Genomic DNA, 21,449 nt, shown 5'->3' with positions numbered 1-21,449 from the left:
TTCTTGTGTTGTCCAATGAATAAACCATCACTAGTTATGAGAATAATGACGACTTAATAGATTATAAGTCATTCATACATAGACTAGTATTCATATAATCAAGCATTAACATTTTTATCATACAGTCGTAATTTCATAAGGGCATTTACTTTTTCTGATCCAAGAAGCATAGTGATTATGTACACGACAATAAAAAATGGGAAAATTTCCATTGTGGAATACGAAACAATCATTCCAAGAATAGGTGGCAAAAAAGTACTCCCTGTATAGGCAATTGCCATTTGATAGCCCATAATAGACTGAGAATGTTCTTTTCCAAAACGGGCAGGTGTTTCATGTAACATACATGGAAAAATCGGTGCCAATCCTAAGCCAATCAAAATAAACCCTACAAGTGAAAAGTTAGTTGGCAAGGGCATTAAAAGAAAAGTAGCTCCAATTAATGCTATAATCTGTCCTGTACGAATAAGAATACGGTTACTCACCTTCAAGGTAATAAATCCTGTAATTAATCTTCCTGCTGTGATCCCAGCGTAGTATAAGGAAACCCATTGAGCTGCCACTGCTACTGATATGCCCTTAACATTTACAAGAAAGCTACTTCCCCACAACCCAATGGTTGCTTCCACAGCGGAATAAAATAAAAAAGAAACGAGCGCAAACTTTACACCTTTAATTTGTAAAGGTTTCACATTCTTCAACGTAGTTTCATCAGGAGAAACAATTCTTTTGTTATCATGTTCTTCACTAAAATCACCATGACTTCTTTTTGCTACTCGTTTCCATAATGGAAGAGTAAAAAAGAGGAGTAAAACCAACGCAAACTGAATAACTGCAATGGCAACATATCCATGTCGCCAAGAATTTTGAGTGGTGATAAACTGAGACATTATAATCGGTCCAAGAGAAGTGCCAACTCCCCAGAAACAATGTAACCAACTCATATGATGTGCTTTATAGTGTGTAGCAACATAGTTGTTTAATCCTGCATCGACTGCCCCCGCACCTAAGCCGAGTGGAACAGCGCATATAAAAAGCCATATGAGCGATGGTGAAAAAGAAAACCCTAATAGTGCAATGGCAGTCATAAATACACTAATTAAAGTAACATAACCTGTTCCCATCCGCTTAATAACAGGTCCGCTTGCTAAACTTGAAATAATTGTACCGCCTGCAATTACCATGAAAAGCAAGCCTGCAATTTCAAGTGGTTGCCCAAAATCTGATTGCATCACCGGCCATGCAACGCCTAACATAGAATCTGGCAAACCTAAGCTAATAAACGCCATATATATGATTACTAAAAATATAGTAGCTATAATAAGTCCCACCCCTTTATTTTTCATTTAATCATTGTATAGTTTAAACTTTGTGTTTTTTGCTCACTCTAATTCATCAACTATCCGAATACCAGTAATCATCCGTTCAATAGCAAGTCGCTGCAATCCATGAAGATAGTCTTGTTTCCAATCACTCATAATAAACTCAGGAAGATGTTCTTTAGGTACATACTTAGCACTTTCTATCGCAATTCGATTTAGTACTGTCTGATTCATTTCCTCTTTTGAAAAAATGACTGTATGAGGATTAATAATGGCTACAAGAGAAGCTATTAAGCGACTAATAGCTTGAATCTCATGTTTCTCATGAATTGTGGGGTTCTCTGTATTCTTCTTGTTTCCCTGGTACATAGCTTGATGGAAATTCTGGTTATCATACAATGGCATGAACGAAATTTCACCAGTAAAAAATGTACTACCACGTACAACGTCACCATTAATAAGAATCCCAGCTCCTGGGCCATTTTTCCCAGAATACAAATATACAAGCGATTGTTTATCCTCTCCCCCACTCCTTTTTTGAAACCCTAGAACTGCAGCATTCATGTCATTTTCTACAACTACAGGTATCGAAAACAGATCCTCAAAGTATGTTTTCAATTCAAAGTCATGGAAACTTTGATAATTAGGGATATGAAAGATTCTTCCGTTATTGACAGCACCAGGTACACCAATCGCAATTGAACTGATTTTCGGAAATTCTAATAGGATATTCTGTAATAACTCTGTCAACGAATTGAAAGCACCTTGGAATACGCTTGCTCTAGTTCCGTGTTCTTTTACTTCCCCAACACAATTAAAAACTGCGTAAACTGTTTCATTTTCCTCTAAAAAAACAGCCAGACCTAGCATATGCTCTGGATTAAATTCATATCGTTTTGCTCTTCTTCCTCCACTAGAGTGATCTAATCCGATTTCATAAACCTCACCATCTCGTTCCATTTGAGCAATTATCTTGCTGACTGTGGGAAAGCTAATTCCTAACAGCTTGCTAAGTTCTACTTTTGTAGCACTACCAAGCTGTAACAGCGTTGTCCGTATTACACGAAGAATGACCTTTTTCATTGATTTTGGTGCAAATCGTTCATCCATTATGTTCACCAGCTTATTAAATGAGTTATTTGTGCTACTACTGTGAATTTGCTAGAAATTAATGATTTATATCTTGTAACATATTAAGCTTCAATTTGTTTAATAATTTTTGCGGGATTCCCACCTACTACTACATTATCAGGTACATCTTTCGTTACGACGGCACCTGATGCAATAACCACATTATTTCCAACACGAATACCTGGATTGATAATAGCTCTACCACCAATCCAAACGTTATTACCAATCGTAACAGCTTTACCGAATTCTGGTCCTGCAATTCGTTCATGTGGATTTAATGGATGTGCAGCCGTATAAATATGAACGCCTGGAGCAATGAAACAGTTATCCCCTATTCGAACTTCACAAACATCTAATATCACACAATCAAAGTTCGCATAAAAGTTTTCGCCAACATGGATATTATACCCATAATCACATTTGAAATTTGGTTCAATGATTAAATGATCACCAGTTGAACCAAGAAGTTCCTTTAATATTTCCGTACGCTCGCTTGCCTCTGTTTCTATGGTTTGATTGTATAATCTAGTTAGCCTTCGAGCATCCAATCGCTCTCTAATTAATTCAGTGTCTGCAGCATTATACAATTCACCGTTCAACATTTTTTCTTTTTCTGTTTTTATGATATTCAGCTCCTAATAAAATTTTTATATTGCAAGTGATAGTACATATCATTCTTTCTTAAAGTTCTTCAACTTAATAAAGACACTTATTAAAATGATTTAATAAGTGTCTTTATAATACCATGCTTACCCACTAATTGTTGGTAAAAAAGCAAATTTATTTATCCATACCATCATAGCAATAAAAAACTATACGAAAAAACTGCTAAAATAATAGCGAGCAAGGAGATAAACATTTTAGTTTCAATAATTTTTCTTAGGTAATTCTATCAAGAGATATGTTATACTACCCACTGTCCTGACCATTGCCTCTTAAATCCTACTTTACCTCCCAATACTTTTCAGTGTTTATCTAATTTCCCATGATTGGCCATTCAAAATCTATAGTTCGTATGGGAATTTTCGTATGTATTAGTCAAGCAATTTACAAGCTGCTTTCCTTCAACAAGGGACATGTTAATGATTCTTTTTATTCTTAAAAAACGCAATAATTAACAGCAAAATAGGAATAATCACTTGAAAAGGAAGCTGGATAGCTAGAGGAAGAATTTTTAGTTCTTCTTGTAATTGTTCTGAATAGGTGCTCGCCATCTGGATCGACAAAAATAATACGACAAAACCGAGGGGATAGCTCACCTGGGAAGGTTCTCTTATTTTAAATAAGTCAGATATTCCAATAACAGCAGCATAAAAAAATAGCGCAATTTTAAAGAAACAGCCTATGATTAAAGCAATAAGAAAGTACACATCAAGACGCTCCAAAAATTGAAGGATCTGGATCGATTGCATCGTCGTTAGTAATGGGAACTGATACCGAGAAGCAAGATGAGTACCAAGAACACCAATATTTAATGCAGCGCCAAAAGCTAGGTTCATACCGCTTAAAATAACACTAACTACACCAATAGATTTCACTTTTTTTGAGCTGTTTAAGTAAGGGAAAATCATTGTAAAAACAATCAATTCCCCAAAAGGGATATACAATGTTTCTGTAAATACATTTTTTAATATAGGAGAAATGCCATTTTCAAGGACAGGTGTTAGATTGTGGATATTTATTAAACCAGAACTGCTAACGAGTATGAGTCCAGTCACTGAAAGAAACAGCAAGACAATGAATAGCAATTCCGCTGTTCTTGATAATACCTCAATCCCTTTCCGTACTGTATAAACAACGACAATGACCATGAAAATATTAATGAAAATTAACGGAGTAAACGGGTAAACAAAAATCCCTAGTATTTCACCGAAACTTCTTAATAAACGTGCCGAAAAATAAACAAAATAGAGGATGTATAAAAAGGCAAGACCCTTTCCCAAAACTTTTCCTACTATTTTTTGAAAATAATCGGTTGGCAGGACATTGGGAAAGTATCGATATAATCGATAATAAACTAGAAATAGTAAAACTCCCCCGATAGTTGATAACAGTATAGAAATCCATGAGTCTTGCTTCACCTCCATAGCAAGAGGAAGCAACATGGAGTCGCCCTGTTCAAACAATAAAATGAGGACAAACAATTGGGTTATGCTGATTTTCGCTTTTTCCACTAGTTTGTCACGTCCTTCTTATTTATTCTCAAGGTCAGAAATATAGGATTCCTTAGTAAGACCTGTACGACGAACAAAAGCTTCGACTGATACTCGGATTTTCGCCTTTGGAAAATGAACTTCATTCCAATCCTGTTCAAGATTCTTCCATTCAGTTGGATTAGCCCTGTATACTTTTTCACCAAAACCAAAAATATCTGATTGATTTTTCTTCGCTTGTTTAACAGCTTGTTTGATCTCTTCTTTAATTTCCTTTTCAAATGATTTTTCAATCTTGAATAATGTATCACGGTCAGATAGCTTAATAGACGTATTTACTTCACCGATATCCCCTTCCACTTCAGTATGTATGGAAATGACTGGACTTCCTTTTTCCATATCCGCCTTCACCTTCGTTTTTTGACGGATTACATTATAAACAATCGCTTCCTTTTCTTCTTCCCAATCTACAGCGACTGCTGTTGTTTTGATTTTATTCAAAATCCACGATACTCCCCGTGATGTTTTATTATGAAACCAACCAATTAATTTCCCTTCTTTAAAAATAGCAATACCGTTAGCATCAATATTACCTGAGGGTTTCGTATCTTGAATATTTTCCAATTTGCTTCCTTTGTCTTTACTTCCTAATATTCGAAATCCAGTAATGACTGGTTCCTTCCCCGGTGTTACAAGGGCCCTGATTACATCTTGAAGATTAACTTTTACAACTTCTCCCCATATATCTTCAGTAAACTTTATTGTTTTAATTACATCATTAGAAGATATTTTGTCTATGGGAGTCAAAATTTTAACAATATCAGCTGCTTTTGCATTATGAGCAATGACAATTTGTGCTGTTGTTCGAAATTCCGGACTTCGTTCAATGGCGTCTAGAACTCTTGTGATACCTTCTTCTCTTGCAAGCTTTTCACTAATAACCACCAAGTTAGTATGGGCATAATAACGCTTACGTGATACCTTCTTTGATAACTCTCGGCTAGCTATCAGAATAGTATTCGCAGTAGAAGTATAAGTGGAAATAGGAGGGGTTTGCCCGCCTCCTCCCTGTAAACTACCCGCCACATTTCCTGGATTAATCACTTGAAGAGTTACTTCGTATCGTCCCTTATTCTTCTCACTTTCATTTTTATCAATTGCGAATGCCGAGACAATAGCTAAATCATTTAACTCTTTTTGACTCCAACAACCAGTAATAAATAGAATACTTGAAATCATCAAGGATAAAAAGAACGTTTTACACTTCATTTTGGTCACCTTTTTTTAGGGTACTATTTTTCATGCCTCGTTCATCATCAGGTTGAGGTTTTAGGCCATGCCCTTCCCTTGTCTCATTTTCTTTACTGATTAATTTTGGCCTTTTATTGATCGCCCATAATGGTTGACGAACGATTGAATCCCCTATGTTAGCCGGAATAAAAGGTGCTAGTGGTGTCATGTAAGGAGTGCCAAACGAACGTAAACTACATAAGTGAACAATCAGCATAATAATTCCAAGGACAATTCCGTAGAAGCCAAATACAGCAGCAACAAACATAAATAAAAACCGGATCAATCGAGCAGAAATAGCGATGGAAAAGGCAGGGGTTGCAAAATTGGCCATCGCTGTTATCGCTACGACAATTACCATAACTGGCGAAACTATCCCAGCTTGAACAGCTGCTTGTCCAATGACCAAAGCTCCTACAATCGACACTGTAGAGCCTACAACTTTAGGAAGACGAATCCCCGCTTCTCGTAAAATTTCAAACACAACCTCCATAATAAATGCTTCAATCAGTGTAGGAAAAGGAACGGATTCGCGCTGTGCGGCGATGATCACTAACAGTTGTGTTGGAATCATTTCCTGATGAAAAGTTGTCGCCGCGATATAGATGGCAGGACCAAGGATCGAAATAATAAATATAATTACTCTTAATAAACGGATAGATGTAGCTATATCGAAACGTGTATAGTAGTCTTCGGTACTCTGGAAAAATTGAATAAAGACAGCGGGAGCCAGCAACACATAAGGAGTTCCATCCACAAAGATCGCTATTCTTCCTTCAAGAAGATTGCCAGCAACTGCATCAGGTCTTTGCGTATGGTACAGGGTTGGAAATGTAGTTAACGTCTGATCTTCAACAAGTTGCTCAATATAGCCAGATTCGAGAATGCTGTCAATGTCAATTCTCTGTAAACGGCTACGTACTTCTTCAACAACTTTTTCATTAGCAGTGCCTTTTATAAACATGATGGCTACATCAGTATTGGTCATTTTTCCAATCTTTAAAGACTCGAGCCACAAATCCGGATTCTTTATGATACGTCGAACCAAACCAGTATTTGTTCTAAGTGATTCTGTAAAAGCTTGTTGAGGACCACGAACGACATTCTCAGCAGTTGGTTCTGACACAGAACGTTTCTCGCCGCCTGTCGTACTCGCACTCAAAGCTCCCACTACTCCATCTACAAGAATAATGGATTCACCTGCCATTAATGACAAAAATAAATCGTTCCATTCACATATTTTTTTCGTAGACCCAAGTGAAATCACCTGTTCAGAAATTATGTCGAAAATCTGTTCAGAAGCAATTACTTCCTTCCAATTCCGATAACTTAAAATTGATTTAATTAAGAAATCATTGATAGATGCTCCTTCTACGATCCCCTCAATAAAAACAACAGTAGCATTCATATCAAAGTTCACCCCTGCTTTTATTGGGCGAATGACAAGGTCTGAACTCTCACCAGTTTTTTTCTTAATCCAATCGAGATTGGCAGTTAAAGAAGAGCTGATCTTTTCTTCAGTTGTGTGATTTTGAACATTTTGCTGGTTTTTATTCTGTTTATTACGTTTGAAATACATAAGTAATTACCTTCCGTGGGTTTTATTAGTAATGTTTCTTAATAAGTTTTTATTTATACAATTAATTTTGTATAGACGTAGAGGATTAGCTAAAGATACGTAAAGGAGAGTGATTGGAGTGAAAATCATAGGCATTTCAATTTTGATAATGGTACTATTAATTGGCCTTAATTTTGGCTTAGATATTATACAAGGATTTAATCGAAAATCAGCAGTTTACAATGCTATTAGTCCCTTTCGTGTTGGGAATACTCTCGACTATATCGTCGTGTTTCTTTTTATACTTTTTATAGCGATTGACATAATTTTGTATCATAGAAAACAAAAACAAGAAGCAATAAGCCCTCAAAACAAAAAGCAATCATAGAAAAAATGCTTATCATAAAAGTTGAAGTTGAAAAATAAATAGATAAGATAATCATTTCCATTCTGATTTCATGAGTTGCGGTGTGCTCAAAACCGTAAACTTATCTTACTTCACTCTTTATGACTGGCTGTGTTAAAGCTCATTGTTGATTTTTGGCACTATGTTGATTGGAGCGGAAAGCGAACGCCTTTCGTTTAATTAACAGGCAAGTTTAACAGAGCCTCTGACTAAGTAAAGATTTGTCCTTTTTCACCATAAAAAATCCCCTCACAGGTAGCTAGTAAACACATCATATTAAATGTTCACAACAGGCTAAAATGTGGGGAATTATAACATACTCAGTAAAGTATCAAATTTTTGGTATTATATTGTCAGTTCTAAAATAGTAACTTCTTTAAATCTTTTCACTCCTTCATAAACAGTCTGCTCATCCACATTTAAAGTCGGTAAGCATTGATGAGTTAAAACGAGTGCAGTAGGTGTATCCTTGCTTTCCAAAGCTAATTGCCATGCTGTTTCTTTTGATCAGCTGGACGAATAATAGAAAGTCCAGGCATTGCACGTAAAGCTGCTAGTCTAATCTAGTAAAATTAGATAGAAATAAAAAGAATTCACACATTTGTATTACACCTCACTGATATACTAATACAGCTATGAGTGTAACAAATGTGTGAACTCCATGTCTCAATAAGAATATATTAAATGGATAGGCTTACTTTTCATTTTCAAATGACTTCCAAACTTGCTCATACACTTTTTTTAAAGGAACATCATGGAGTTGGGCGATGTTTTTACATTCATCATACTCTGGTGCTCGTTGTACAACTTGTCCATCATATATTCCCTCTTTGATCGTCACTATTCCCCATTCAGTTGTTACTTTACTAAACATTCTTTCTAACCGGTGAACCGTTAATGGATAGTAGCGCACACCAAGTGTTGTTGTTTCTTTAAAAAGGATTTCTTTCATTTTGTTTATTTTGCTAGATGAACAGAGTAATTGAAGTAATATACCCGGTCGATTTTTTTTCATAAAAATTGGGGTATAGAATACATCATTAGCACCAGATTCGAAAAGTAAATCCATCACATATCCAAGCCATTCTCCTGGAATATCATCAAGATTGACTTCCATTTTAATCATTTGTTCATCAAGATGTTCATGGTTTGGAGGATGTTGGGCACCCATCATTTTTGCTCCTCTCGCTATTACGTTCGTTTTAGCTTATTCCCCAATAATAACACGGAGCACATTAGGATGATTAGGGAAGCTCTTTGTCCCTGCTCCATACCCAATTGATTTAACCTTCATAGAAGGTATGGTACAAAACTCCTCTGCAAGTACCGATACAATTGCTGCTCCTGTTGGAGTCGTAAGCTCGGCTCTAATATTCGATTGCTCAATTGGTACTTCTTTTAAAATTTCTAATGTAGCAGGTGCAGGTACTGGATAAATACCATGATCGATATGAATTCTTCCTGCACCAACAGGAATGGACGATGATTTAATGACCGATATATCGAGTTGATGAAGTAATATTGCTGCACCAACAATGTCAATAATTGAATCAACTGCACCTACTTCATGAAAATGGACACGATCTAATGGGATACCATGGATACGTCCTTCTGCCTCGCCAATTTTCTTAAAAATTTTCAAAGCTGTTTCTTTTACATGGACAGTAAATCCAGCAGCTTCAATTAACTCCACAATATCTTGATAGCCACGATGATGATGAGAATGTGCATGATCGTGGTCGTGGTCATGTTCGTGACTATGCTCATGTTTATGATCGTGACCATGCTCATGAGCGTGGTCGTGTTTATGATCGTGACCATGCTCATGAGCGTGGTCGTGTTTATGATCGTGACTATGCTCATGAGCGTGGTCGTGCTTATGATCGTGACTATGCTCATGGCCGTGGTCATGTGTATGTTTAGGAGCATGATCGTGTTGGTGGTTATGAATGTGCTTGTCCGTTAATAAAACATCAAACTTCGTACTAGTAATTCCGTTTTTTATTACTTTTTCCCACTTCAATTGGTATTCTTCTTCAATCTGAAGCTTTCTTAACTCTTCTTCTAGAATCATTGGATCTGCTCCGGCATCGATAAGTGCTCCGATAACCATATCTCCACTAATACCAGATATACAATCAAAATAAAGTGTCTTCATTCTTTTCTGCCCCTCTTTGTGCAAGTTGATGTATTAAAACAGCGTTGTATCCTCCACCAAACCCGTTATCGATATTGACAACACTTATCCCTGAAGCGCATGAATTTAACATGGTAAGTAAAGCCGATAAGCCATTAAAATTCGCACCATACCCCACGCTCGTTGGGACAGCAATAACCGGATGGGAAACAAGTCCACCTACTACACTTGGGAGAGCCCCTTCCATTCCAGCAACTACAACTGAGACTGTAGCATGTTGAATTTCATCTAAATTATTCAATAACCGATGAATTCCAGCAACACCTACATCATAAATTCGATGTACCTTGCTTCCTAGTACTTCTGCTGTTACGGCTGCTTCTTCAGCTACACGTAAGTCAGATGTTCCTGCGCAAATAACAGCAATGTACCCTTGTAAGTTACTATCGGACACTTCTTGATCTTTCCAATAAAGAATTTGTGCCGTTTCATTATAAATAAAGTCAGGACATGCTTTCAGAACAATTTCAGCCTTTTCTTTTGAAATTCTAGTAATTAAGACTTGATTGTTTTTGCTTCTTAGTGCCTCGGAAATAGAAATAATCTGTTCAGCCGTTTTACCTTCTCCGAAGATAATTTCCGCGAAACCTTGTCTTTTCTTCCGATGATGATCAACTTTTGCAAAACCTAAATTCTCATATGTAGCTAATTGTTCTTTTGCGTCTGCTACACTTAACGTTCCGTTTTGGACTTGTTCCAAAATATTCTCTAGCATATCTTCACTCCCCAATATTTCTTGCTCTTTTTCGTGGTAGGAAAAAATTAAAAATACTTCGACAAGTCTTTTACCATCATTTCATATTTCTCATACATATGTTTATAAAACTCATTCGTTTGTTTATTCGGCTTAATCACTTCACCCATTGGAATATTCTTTTTAATATCCGCAAAAGATTCAACCTTTTCAATGGCAACCAACGCTGTCCAGGCAGCTCCCCATGCGGCACTATGATGACTCTCTGGCACTAAAATATCTTTTCCAAAAACATCAGCCATCATTTGAAGCCATAAAGGAGACCTTGCCAAGCCGCCATTCACATAAATTTTTTCAGGTTCACCAGCTATCTTTTCTAAAGCTTTCCCAATTTGATAAAGATTTAAAGTAATTCCTTCAAGAACTGCACGAATAAAGTGTTCTCTTTTGTGTGTAAGAGTCAATCCATAAAAATTCCCTTTTGCATTCTGATTCCATAAGGGTGCTCTTTCACCATTAACATAAGGAAGAAAGATCATTCCTTCTGCTCCTGGAGCTACCTGTTCCGCTTCTGCAAGAAATTTCTCAAAGCTGCCTTCGTAATTCAATAAGTCCTTTAACCACTGTAAAGCAATCCCACCGTTATTCGTCGGACCTCCGACAATGGAATAATCCTCCGTAAAAGAATAACAAAATGTTTCACGATTTTCACTTATTTTAAACCCATTAGTTATTTGTCTGATTGCTCCACTTGTACCAACAGATACGGCAACTTCTCCCGGTAGTATTGCCCCGATTCCCAAATTAGCTAATTGGCCGTCAGCTGCCCCTACAACAAAAGGCATTTCAGGCATTATTCCCATTTCTTCAGCTATGTTGCTTTTGATCCCTGTTAATCGTTCCGTCGGTGAGACAATTTCAGAAAGCTGTTCAATATCAATTCCCGTTAACTCCAATAATTCATGATCCCATTCCCGGATTGTTGGATTAAATAACCCTGTTGCCGATGCCATCGAGAAATCAATAACCCTTTTATTAAACCAGCTATGAAGCAAATACTCTTTAATCGACATAAAGTATTTTGCTTCATGATATGGTTTATATTCCGTTTCTTTCATCCATAATAATTTTATGAATGGTGTCATAGGATGAATCGGTGTGCCTGTTTTTGAGTAAATTTCGTCCCCATGAGATTCCATCACTCTTTCACTTATCGTAATACCTCTTCCATCCGCCCAAATAAGCGCTGGTGAAAGTGGTTTACCATTGTGATCTACGCAAATAATTGAATGCATGGCAGCAGAAAACCCGAGCGTAATCAGCTCGTTTTTAGTGATGTTTGCTTTTTCAATAGCTTCTCTAACGGCTACTACAGCTGATCGTTCTATTTCTACTGCATCCTGCTCTACCCAGCCTTGTTGTGGGTAATAAAATGTGTTCATTTTTTCAACTTCTGCAACTACATTGCCATTCAAGTTAAAAACACATGCTTTAACACTTGTTGTTCCAATATCAAGGCCAATTACAAATTCTCTTGACATGATTCATCTTCCTTTTATATAAACATTAATTATAGTAAAAAACTATATTGATTCATAATCTTAATAGAAAAGGCTTTGGATCCCTCCAAAGCCTTTTCATTTGTATCCGATACAATTTTAACTTAAATCGCACAAAAGCAGCAATAAAGTGAAACTTCAATCAGTAGTTTTTTTTCAACCCACTGATTGTTAGTCCAACCCTAGTGCCGCTAATACCTTCGTGCAACATAGATAAAGCGATACTACAATCTAAGGTTCTACGAACACAGACCAAGTACTCCACGTCTTATAGACTTTCGTCGTAATAACCCACATCCTGTGGGCCTCACCTATCCTATTGAAGACCACAAAGGTAAGTTTCACTGTATCTTACCAATCGGGCCATTACTGCAATTTCCATCATTTTTGGCTGCCTATTAATGTGGGATGAGATTAAGTTGTAAGAACTTTGTTCATACTTCCACTCTGATAGCCAATTAAATCTAACGTGATATATTTATAACCGTAATCTTGAAGCTCTTTGACAATAGCGTCATGATTTTCTAAAACGGTCTTCATATCTTCAGGTTCTACCTCAATCCTAGCAATATCTTCGTGCGTTCGGACCCGAACTTGGCGAATCTTAAGGCTTTTTAGATATGCTTCTGCTTTTTCAACCTTTGTTAACTTTTCTTTTGTAATATACTCACCATAGGCAATCCTTGATGAAAGGCAGGCAAATGAAGGTTTATCCCATGTTGGTAAATCATATTTACGTGAAAGTTCCCTAATTTCTTCTTTAAACAAATTAGCTTCTAACAATGGACCTCGTATTCCCTTTTCTTTAGCTGCTTTCATGCCAGGCCGATGTTCATTCATGTCATCAGCAATGACTCCATATACTACATTTTGAAATCCCTTTTCCTCCAAAACCGGAAGTAAGTGATCAAATAAACTGCTTTTACAGAAGTAGCATCGATTCTTATTATTCTCTGAGTAGCCTGGAATCGCCAATTCAGATGTTTCTATTACTTGATGCTTGACACCAATTTTTTCTGCTAATACGATTGCTTCTTTTAATTCACTAGATGGATACGTTTCAGAGTCAGCTGTTACGGCAAGCACGTGATCTGCACCTAATGTATCTACAGCAGCCTTTAATAAGAACGTACTATCTACTCCCCCTGAGAATGCTACGACAACTGATCCCATTTCTCGGAGAATCGACGTTAATTGATTGTATTTCTCTGTTAGCACGGTCTCATCTCCCTCCATCATTAAGTCTATGTTTCTTTATCTAGGAATGAATCAACCACAGTTTACCATATTAAATTGTTGATTGCTTTATGTGCACAAATTTATATGGTCATGCTTCCAAAACCACCGTCAACGCGAATAAGAGTTCCTGTAACAAAGCTTGAAGCCTGTTCAGAAGCAAGCCAAACCGCAGCCCCTTGCAGTTCTTCTGGAGTACCAAAACGATTCATTGGTGTATGATTCATGATTGACTCTACTCTTTCAGGGCTTAAAATCTTCCGGTTCTGTTCTGCTGGGAAGAAGCCAGGAATAATCGCGTTAACACGAATACCGTTTGGAGCGAATTCACGGGCTAAATACTGAGTTACACTATTAAGACCCGCTTTCGATACTGAATATGTAAATACTTTTGATAATGGTGTAGTAGATGATACAGATGAAATATTAATGATGCTACCTTTTCTTTCTTGTTCAATCATTCGTTTAGCGAAAATTTGGCATGTTAAAACAATTCCTTTTAAGTTAACATCCATAATATTATCCCACTCATCCATATCAAGGTCAAAAAATGGTGTCGCACTATTCGTACCAGGTGCATTCAGTAAAATATCCCATCCACCTGACCATTTTTCGATATCATTTGCAACTTGTACTAAAGAATCACGTGAACTTACATCTGCTTGAAACGCTTTTGCAGTTCCTCCATTACTTTCAATTTCTTTGACAACTTCATTTGCTTTTTCTAAATTACGACCGACAATCGCAACTTTCGCTCCTTGAGCAGCTAATCCTTTTGCAATCGATGATCCTAATACACTATTTCCGCCAATAGCAACTGCTGTTTTCCCTGTTAAATCGAATAATTTTGTCATTTTAATACTCCCCCAATTTTTAAAATAAGTTTCCTTTTTCATCAAATCCAAGTTCATATACATCTGAAATTTGTTCCATATTTGGATGTTTAGCAACATAATCTAGTAATGTTTCAGATACTTCAATTTCACTTAACTTTAATGTGTTTTTTATGCGTACCATTTTTACTGTTGTAAAATCTAATACATTACTTGTTTTAACTGCCGCTTGAATAGCTTGTAGATCGTTCGGTAATGTAGTAGCTATTTTGGTTGGCGAACAAACAGTGGATGTTAATCCATTCGCGTATGTTCCTTCTTTATCCATTTTGTCTACTAAACGTTGAGTTGTAAAATCTGCCGTCCCAACTCCATTAGCGTTCCCCTCTGATTGCGGCGTTACATCCAGTACGACCATTTTGTTAACTTCTGGTCCTCCTTGTGCATATGGAGTTGGATAACGTCCGGTAATATTAGGGTCCATACCATCCCCACTAATATTTTTACCGATTTCATCTATAACAAGAACTTCTAATTGGTCAAAGAAAAGCTTCGGTAATAGTTCTTTCGCTTTCTTTTGAAGTGCTGGTTCTTTTTCTATAATTTCATCAGGTGTATAAACTTCAACAACAGCTACCCTATCAAAAGCATTTTCAACTGTTCCAACACCGAAAAGGACTGGCGTTTTCTCCATAATAACTTTCGCCATAGCGGGAACATTTTCAGCCATATATTTAAAGCCCATTTGGTGACAAGCCTCGGCTCCTTTTTGTTTCCCTAAACCAATACTTAACATTTTCATTAATCCACTTTCAACCGGTCCTCTAAATGCTGTATGTGGTTTCACGCGGTTAATAACAACAATACCATCTGCTTGTGAAGCATATTTGTCTATATAAACAGGCAATCCGTTCGGTAATTCACCTAGCTTCACTACTTCCATCGTAGATCGAATTTCGCAACCTGCTGTTTCTTCAGTAACTCCAAGATGTTCTAATACTGCACGCTGACCTTCTGCTGTTGCACCGCCATGACTTCCCATACTCGGTACAATGAAAGGTTTAGCTCCTAAATCTTTTAAAAACTTCACTGTTGTTGCAGTCGTTTCCACAAGACGATCTAATCCTCTGCTACCTACTGCAATCGCAATCTCCATACCAGGCTGAATCAGTTTTCCAATCGAATCTTGTTGTAATTTTTTCATCAATTCTTGTTCAAGATCATCTATCTGCTTGTCGTCAAACTTTACTTTTACCTTTGCCATTTTTGGCACTGGAATATCTTTTAATAATTCTTGTAAAATACCCATAAATAACTACACTCCCTTTTCTTTAAGTTCCTTCAAAGTTCTGCAAAATATGAATATAGATTACGCAAAAAAAGTATTTGAAAGAGTATAGTTGTAATCCCTTTCAAAAATAGAAGTATAATGATTGTATCATTGTTATATAACTAAAATATATTATTTTTTATATTAATTTGTTTACCAAACAAATTAATTAACTGTATAATATCATTAAGCTATTCTTTCGTCAATTATTATTGAGTAAAGATTCATGAATTATTAATTTTTTTATTTAAATAAGTATCTAAGTAAAAAAACGGTACTCTTCTATTTAAGAGATGCTTATTAACCTATAAAACACGAGGAGGGAAATATATGCTTACTGGAGATGCTGCATATATTAAAAATATTAATAGATGTATAATCATTAGCAAAATTATAGAGCACGGAATGATATCTAGAGCTGACTTAGCAAAGATTACTGGTTTAAACAAAGCGACAATTTCAGTACAGGCATCTGATTTATTAGATGAAGGATTAATCATCGAAACGCTTCAAGAACATAAAAATCTAGGCAGAAGGCCGATTATGCTTTCAATAAACCAAGAAGCAGGATTTGCTTTAGGTATTGATCTTGACAAGAATACAATTACATTTACTCTTTCTGATTTATTGGGTTTTCCAGTTCATACCGATACAGTTGAATTGCAAACATCTGATTACGATGTAGTTCTTGAGCTTTTAATCAAGCATATCAAGGGTTATAAAAAACGGTGCATGAAAACCCGTTATGGACTAGTCGGCGTAGTCATCGGCATTCACGGTATTGTTAATAATGATGAGATGATTTATTTCGTGCCTCAGCATCAATGGCATAACAAAAATTTAAAAACCGACATTAAAAATGAAATAGGCATAGATGTATACATTGAAAATAACGCGAATTTGTGTTCATTTGCCGAAAGAGTATATAAGCATCATCAAAGTGAAAATTTGTTAAGTGTAAGTTTGTATTCGGGAATCGGCCTTGGAATTATGATTAATGGTGAATCTCTCAAAGGGTATCATGGCTATGCTGGTGAGATTGGTCATATGATTGTAGTGCCTGATGGCAGACCATGCAGTTGCGGGAATTCAGGCTGCTGGGAACAATATGCTTCAGAATATAGTTTTTTTAAACAAGTATCTGATAGCCAAAACAAAACGAATATTAAATATGGAGATATACAAAATTGGATTACAGAACAAGATCCGGTCATATGTCATCAAATGGATCAATTCATCAAGTATATCTCAATTGGCCTAAATAATATTATTAATCTGTATAACCCAGAAATATTAGTTATTAATTGTGAATTACTTCGTTTATATCCAAATGCTATCTCCGAAATTGAGTCCCAACTAAAGTCAACTGTTGGTCATTACCGTAAACTGCTAATATCAGAATTCGGAAAAAAGGCATGTATAATGGGTGCCTGTGCTTTAGTTATTAAGAACTTTTTCGACGTTTCAGATATATGTTTAAATATAGCTGATGAAGAAGGTTCATAAAGTGAAACTTCCATCAGTGGGGGGTTTTTCATCCCCCACTGATGGTTAATCCCGTTCTACTGTCGCTAAGACCTTCGCTTACGCTTCGTGCAATCGTTGAAAGGCTGGGAGAACAATCAGTTTTGGATTAGGTTATTCGAAGGATGAATTTGGTGGAGGTTTTTATCGTTCAAGGACTATTGAGGGCCCAACAAATATTACGATAGAAATATACAAGGTTTGTTTACAACTAATGAAGGAAGCTATCGAGGAAACACAGTTAGGCAGATATCTCTGTCCATTAGTAACTTGGTTGATGATTATGAAATGAAATTAGATTTATTTGAGCCAGACGGATGGAAAAACGAGAGCTTAGATATATAGTAGACAAGATTAGAAATAAATTTGGTGCCTCATCCCTGTTAAGAGCTGTATCATTTACAACCGCCGGAACTGCATTGCATCAGAGCAAGTTGGTTGGTGGACATAAAAAATAGCCCCTCTCAATTAAGATGAGGGCTTATTTTAATTCTTCTTATTTAAAATGAAGGAGGTCCTCAGCTCTTTTTTGAGCTTCAATTTATTTCTAGATCCTTCCTGAATTATTTTGCCCGATCGTATTATAATGTTAGCCAGTTGATTCTGATTGAGCATTTTTAATATCGATATATGACACTGTAAAACAGGGTAGGACGTATGGCCCACGGGACCATGATCCTGTACGTAAAACAGTTCATCCCCTACGTGTAGACATGTTTGAGGCTGGTTAGAAGATTCTCAAGTTTTTATACTTATACCAACATCTTACCTCTTCTACTAGTACAGTCATTTTATAATAATTTATTATGTTAATCCTAAATGTTCACGGAAGGTATGACCTTCATATTTCTTTCTGAAAATACCTCTTTTTTGCATTTCAGGAACAATTAGTTCAACAAAGTCTTCTAAACTACCGGGTAATGTAGGTGGCATAAGATTAAATCCGTCAGCCACACCAGCTTCAAACCAGACTTCCATCTGATCCACAATTTCGTCGGGTGTACCTATCAGCGTGTGATGTCCACCGCCTGCATTAAGATATCCTAATAATTCTCTTACTGTAGGTTGTGTATCATTAATAATTTCTAGTATCGTTTCGTAACGTCCAACTGGACCAGTAAATTCTTCTACTGGGGGTAATTGAGGTACTTCTTTATCAATTTCCCACTTAGAACAGTCTTGTTGAATAAAGAAACTCAACTGTTTTAAAGCTGTTTCAAGAGGTAATTGCTCATCTAATGCTGCTTTTTTGGCTAAAGCCTCTTCATGAGTATGACCTATATAGGTTACTAAGCCTGGAAATACTTTAATATGTCTATCGCTGTCTTCGCTTTGTTTAACTTGTTCATCTAATTTTTCACGAAATTTTTTTGCTTGCTTTAAGTTCCACGACACTGAATAGACTGCATCGGCATATTTTGCGGCTAATGCAATGCCTTGTTTAGATGCTCCTGCTTGCATTGATACTGGTTTACCTTGCGGACTTTTTGGCGTAGTGGATGGGCCATACACTTTAAAATGGGTACCAATGTGATTAAAAGGCTGAATGTTTGAAGGATTTATCAATTTTCTTTCTTCTCGATGATGTAGAAACTCATTACTGTCCCATGAAAGAAATAACTTATTCATTAAAGCAGCAAATTCATCTGCCTTCTCATAGCGTTTGTCATGAGAAGGTAGTTCTTCCATACTATGATTTAACGCCTCTAAATCAGTCATTGACGTAACAAGATTCCAACCAACACGTCCTTTTGTAATATGGTCTAAACTTAATAGTTGTCGTGAAGCTGTGAAAGGATTAGAAAAAGTACTTGAAATTGTTGAAACTAATCCCACATGATTTGTCACTTGAGAAATAGCAGTTAAATTGACTACCGGATCAAACCAAAATGCCGGCATATCACTAGAATCTTTACCTTGAAATGATTGATTATCAGCAAAGAATACTGCGTCAAAGTAACCCATTTCTGCTAACTGTGCTAAAGATTGGTAATAAGAAATGTCTCCAATACGTTCAACGCTTGAGTCAGGCATTAACCAAGCAGCTTGATGGTGTCCACAACCATACAGCAAAACACCTAGGTGCAGTTGTTTTTCTTTAGTTTTTGTCATTTGTTTACACCTCAAAATACATCATTATTAATTGTCTTGTATACTCCTTTTTTTGAAGGATTATCTATGTTAATTTAAGCTATTAGTTCATGGTCAAACCGCCATCTACTGTGAAATTTTGACCTGTAATACCGTTGGCATTTTCCGAAGATAAATAAGCGACCATGTTGGCTACATCTTGAGGTGTGGTCACCTTCTTCAATGGCGTTGATTGAGCAATTAAATCGAATACTTCTGGTGTTGTAACAGCACTTGCGTCAGTCGTTTTTAATAATCCACCTGAAACTACATTCGCTTTTATACCATATATCCCTAATTCAGAAGCGATATTACGTGTAAAACCGATTAATCCAGCTTTAGCTGTTGTATATTCGTGGTAGGGTACAACAGGATTTTGATATAAATTAGTACCTATACCTATAATACTCCCATTTTGCCGTTCAATAAATTGAGGTATGACGCTTTGAACTACATTAAATGATGCTTTTAAAGTACCATCTAGTTGTTTTTGATAATCATCCCAAGTGAGTTCTGTGAAGGGTTTCTGTTTGTTTGGATCAAATTTGAAGTCTACTAATGCATTGTTGACTACAACATCAATTTGACCAAAATATTCCGTTGCTTTTTTTATCAAGTTATCTACTTCTTTACGATTTGTTACATCAGCCCGAATTGCAATAGCATTCTCTTCACCAATCTCAGAAACGAGCTTCTCAGCAGCATCTTGGCTTTTATAGTAATTGATAACCACTTGAAATCCTTGTTGTGCCAATGTCTTTACAATAATTGCTCCTAAACCTCTACTACTACCAGTTACTAATACTGTTCTAGTCATCATAACAACTCCTATGTTTTTTAATTTTGATGAAACTTAAATAATAAAATGATAGATAAAATAAAAAATACGCAACCTTCCCATAGGAAAGTTGCGTAAAAACAAATAACTACATAGTAAGAATAAGGCACAATCGCTCTTTAAGTATGTATTAGAGTTTACACTTTCCTACGCTAGTTTCAGCTAGTTCAGGTTCAAAGGGTTTGAGGTAATCCTCATCTCAGTTAAATAACACCCCTAGTGCATATATTTAAGTTATATTCAATGTTATAGTTTTAAGAAATTTCTGTCAAGTAAATATGGCTAGTTAAAGTATTTCTATAACTTTGTTATATGGATCTCACGCATTTCTTTCACATATGTTCTGACAGTACTTTCCCTAATCACCAAGTCAGGATAACGCTTCAGGAGCCAATCTCTGATTTTTGCTGCACTAAGGTGCGGATACTCTTCCAGCCAGGCAATAATCCAGTCTCGATAAGATGCTAACTTTCTAGGTTTTCGATGAGGGCCTTCTAAAAGTTTTTTAGTCTCCTCAAATCATCTGTAAGTATTTATAGATCGTAGGTCGTGACACTTTAAGTTCTTTTGCGATTTGTGACTTTCTAAACTTTTGCACATACAATTGATGAATCTGTACATACAACATAAATTTCTCCTCCAAAATCCTCCCCTCAATAAAATAACATTTATTATTAGTTTACTAGAGTTTTAAATTGATGAAGCAAAAGTGTAAAATTCAGACTAGCGAAAACTATTAACTTCATTCTAGCGTTTACATCTACTTCTTTTTCATTAACTAGACCCATTAATCGAATAACTTAGAGCTTCTTTCACTTCCTAATAACCCCTTCTCTTTATTCCAGAAAATGGCCCGATTATTGAATAGATGACTCGCATTTCTCAATCAATTTCTTGTCCCTTTACAACAAACAAATTTTAAATGATCAAACTGTATATATAATTCACGTCCTTTGAATAGAACAGAAAGGCTACTTCTTCCATAATGCTGCTTATTTGTTGAGATTATGCAGATGTTTGTTACCCCGTTCTAAATTTAAACGAGGTAAAAATATAGTTGTTTTATTTTGATGTAAGATTCTTCACTAAACTAAAAAATATAACTATAAAGTCGTTAAAAAATCTATATTTTATTAAACAATAGCGCCCGACTGTGGAACAACTCATTACAGGAAGGCTGGCCTTGTAGAAGTAATTAAAGACCAAATCACATTTGCGATTTGGTCTTTAATTTCATCCTCTTTCCAA

Annotated in this window: 14 protein-coding genes, 3 pseudogenes and 1 riboswitch; of the genes and pseudogenes, 2 read left to right on the top strand and 15 right to left on the bottom strand. The window is 36.1% G+C overall.

The genetic code is table 11. The features are described 5' to 3' along the window. Positions 1-98: 98 nt before the first annotated feature. From V179_RS0107305 to V179_RS0107240, 12 genes and pseudogenes are all read right to left on the bottom strand, one after another. A complete protein-coding gene (locus V179_RS0107305; protein WP_028390895.1) occupies positions 99-1,319 on the bottom strand; it encodes an MFS transporter in 1,221 nt (406 codons plus the stop codon). Positions 1,320-1,382: 63 nt separating this feature from the next. After that, entirely contained in the window at positions 1,383-2,432 is a 1,050-nt protein-coding gene (locus V179_RS0107300) for an ROK family transcriptional regulator (RefSeq protein ID WP_028390894.1), read from the bottom strand. A gap of 83 nt (positions 2,433-2,515) precedes the next feature. Then, on the bottom strand, positions 2,516-3,076 hold the full coding sequence (locus V179_RS0107295; RefSeq protein ID WP_028390893.1) for a sugar O-acetyltransferase: 561 nt from the start codon (positions 3,074-3,076) through the stop codon (positions 2,516-2,518). A 456-nt stretch (positions 3,077-3,532) separates the two neighbouring features. Continuing rightward, positions 3,533-4,627, bottom strand: coding sequence for a GerAB/ArcD/ProY family transporter (locus V179_RS0107290; protein ID WP_028390892.1), 1,095 nt, complete (start codon positions 4,625-4,627; stop codon positions 3,533-3,535). 18 nt (positions 4,628-4,645) lie between these two features. Beyond that, the gene (locus tag V179_RS0107285) at positions 4,646-5,875 is read right to left on the bottom strand and encodes a Ger(x)C family spore germination protein (RefSeq protein ID WP_028390891.1); all 1,230 of its coding nucleotides are present in this window, start codon (positions 5,873-5,875) and stop codon (positions 4,646-4,648) included. Further along, positions 5,865-7,475, bottom strand: coding sequence for a spore germination protein (locus V179_RS0107280; protein ID WP_028390890.1), 1,611 nt, complete (start codon positions 7,473-7,475; stop codon positions 5,865-5,867). The genes V179_RS0107285 and V179_RS0107280 overlap by 11 nt, the downstream gene beginning before the upstream one ends. Before the next feature lie 1,079 nt (positions 7,476-8,554). Then, positions 8,555-9,973: pseudogene (larC, locus tag V179_RS31585) on the bottom strand (nickel pincer cofactor biosynthesis protein LarC). Positions 9,974-9,998: 25 nt separating this feature from the next. Next, on the bottom strand, positions 9,999-10,772 hold the full coding sequence (gene larB, locus V179_RS0107260; RefSeq protein ID WP_028390887.1) for a nickel pincer cofactor biosynthesis protein LarB: 774 nt from the start codon (positions 10,770-10,772) through the stop codon (positions 9,999-10,001). A gap of 47 nt (positions 10,773-10,819) precedes the next feature. Continuing rightward, positions 10,820-12,292 carry a gluconokinase gene (locus V179_RS0107255; RefSeq protein ID WP_028390886.1) on the bottom strand — a complete coding sequence of 491 codons (1,473 nt, stop codon included), beginning with the start codon at positions 12,290-12,292 and terminating at the stop codon, positions 10,820-10,822. 432 nt (positions 12,293-12,724) lie between these two features. Then, the gene (larE, locus tag V179_RS0107250) at positions 12,725-13,528 is read right to left on the bottom strand and encodes an ATP-dependent sacrificial sulfur transferase LarE (protein ID WP_028390885.1); all 804 of its coding nucleotides are present in this window, start codon (positions 13,526-13,528) and stop codon (positions 12,725-12,727) included. Positions 13,529-13,629: 101 nt separating this feature from the next. Next, positions 13,630-14,400, bottom strand: coding sequence for an SDR family oxidoreductase (locus V179_RS0107245; RefSeq protein ID WP_028390884.1), 771 nt, complete (start codon positions 14,398-14,400; stop codon positions 13,630-13,632). Between the two features lie 19 nt (positions 14,401-14,419). After that, on the bottom strand, positions 14,420-15,688 hold the full coding sequence (locus V179_RS0107240) for a nickel pincer cofactor-dependent isomerase, group 22 (RefSeq protein WP_028390883.1): 1,269 nt from the start codon (positions 15,686-15,688) through the stop codon (positions 14,420-14,422). Between the two features lie 351 nt (positions 15,689-16,039). Between V179_RS0107240 and V179_RS0107235 the strand changes: the two genes are divergently transcribed. Then, on the top strand, positions 16,040-17,215 hold the full coding sequence (locus V179_RS0107235) for an ROK family transcriptional regulator (RefSeq protein WP_028390882.1): 1,176 nt from the start codon (positions 16,040-16,042) through the stop codon (positions 17,213-17,215). 100 nt (positions 17,216-17,315) lie between these two features. After that, positions 17,316-17,691, top strand: a pseudogene (locus tag V179_RS31580) (DinB/UmuC family translesion DNA polymerase); the annotation flags it as partial. Positions 17,692-18,037: 346 nt separating this feature from the next. Here V179_RS31580 and V179_RS0107230 read toward each other — a convergent pair. The 3 genes and pseudogenes from V179_RS0107230 to V179_RS29800 form a co-directional block, all read right to left on the bottom strand. Continuing rightward, the gene (locus tag V179_RS0107230; protein WP_028390881.1) at positions 18,038-19,345 is read right to left on the bottom strand and encodes an LLM class flavin-dependent oxidoreductase; all 1,308 of its coding nucleotides are present in this window, start codon (positions 19,343-19,345) and stop codon (positions 18,038-18,040) included. Positions 19,346-19,427: 82 nt separating this feature from the next. Next, positions 19,428-20,180: a 3-oxoacyl-ACP reductase gene (locus tag V179_RS0107225; protein ID WP_028390880.1), complete on the bottom strand. Its 753-nt coding sequence runs from the start codon at positions 20,178-20,180 to the stop codon at positions 19,428-19,430. A gap of 148 nt (positions 20,181-20,328) precedes the next feature. Beyond that, positions 20,329-20,429: riboswitch (TPP riboswitch) on the bottom strand. Positions 20,430-20,513: 84 nt separating this feature from the next. Further along, positions 20,514-20,829 (bottom strand): annotated as a pseudogene (locus V179_RS29800) (helix-turn-helix domain-containing protein); the annotation flags it as partial. Positions 20,830-21,449 lie beyond the last annotated feature (620 nt).

It is taken from the genome of Bacillus cihuensis (assembly GCF_000504145.1).
GTDB classification, from domain to species: Bacteria; Bacillota; Bacilli; order Bacillales; family DSM-1321; genus Peribacillus; species Peribacillus huizhouensis.
The sequence above is the reverse complement of the archived record's forward strand: the minus strand, read 5'-3'. Positions and strand labels throughout refer to the sequence as shown.

Bases quoted from the DNA above. Each gene is read 5' to 3' on its own strand.
- V179_RS0107300 (WP_028390894.1), bottom strand. From the start codon at position 2,432: ATGGATGAACGATTTGCACCAAAATCAATGAAAAAGGTCATTCTTCGT.
- V179_RS0107285 (WP_028390891.1), bottom strand. From the start codon at position 5,875: ATGAAGTGTAAAACGTTCTTTTTATCCTTGATGATTTCAAGTATTCTA.
- V179_RS0107280 (WP_028390890.1), bottom strand. From the start codon at position 7,475: ATGTATTTCAAACGTAATAAACAGAATAAAAACCAGCAAAATGTTCAA.
- larB (WP_028390887.1), bottom strand. From the start codon at position 10,772: ATGCTAGAGAATATTTTGGAACAAGTCCAAAACGGAACGTTAAGTGTA.
- V179_RS0107255 (WP_028390886.1), bottom strand. From the start codon at position 12,292: ATGTCAAGAGAATTTGTAATTGGCCTTGATATTGGAACAACAAGTGTT.
- V179_RS0107245 (WP_028390884.1), bottom strand. From the start codon at position 14,400: ATGACAAAATTATTCGATTTAACAGGGAAAACAGCAGTTGCTATTGGC.
- V179_RS0107240 (WP_028390883.1), bottom strand. From the start codon at position 15,688: ATGGGTATTTTACAAGAATTATTAAAAGATATTCCAGTGCCAAAAATG.
- V179_RS0107235 (WP_028390882.1), top strand. From the start codon at position 16,040: ATGCTTACTGGAGATGCTGCATATATTAAAAATATTAATAGATGTATA.
- V179_RS0107230 (WP_028390881.1), bottom strand. From the start codon at position 19,345: ATGACAAAAACTAAAGAAAAACAACTGCACCTAGGTGTTTTGCTGTAT.
- V179_RS0107225 (WP_028390880.1), bottom strand. From the start codon at position 20,180: ATGACTAGAACAGTATTAGTAACTGGTAGTAGTAGAGGTTTAGGAGCA.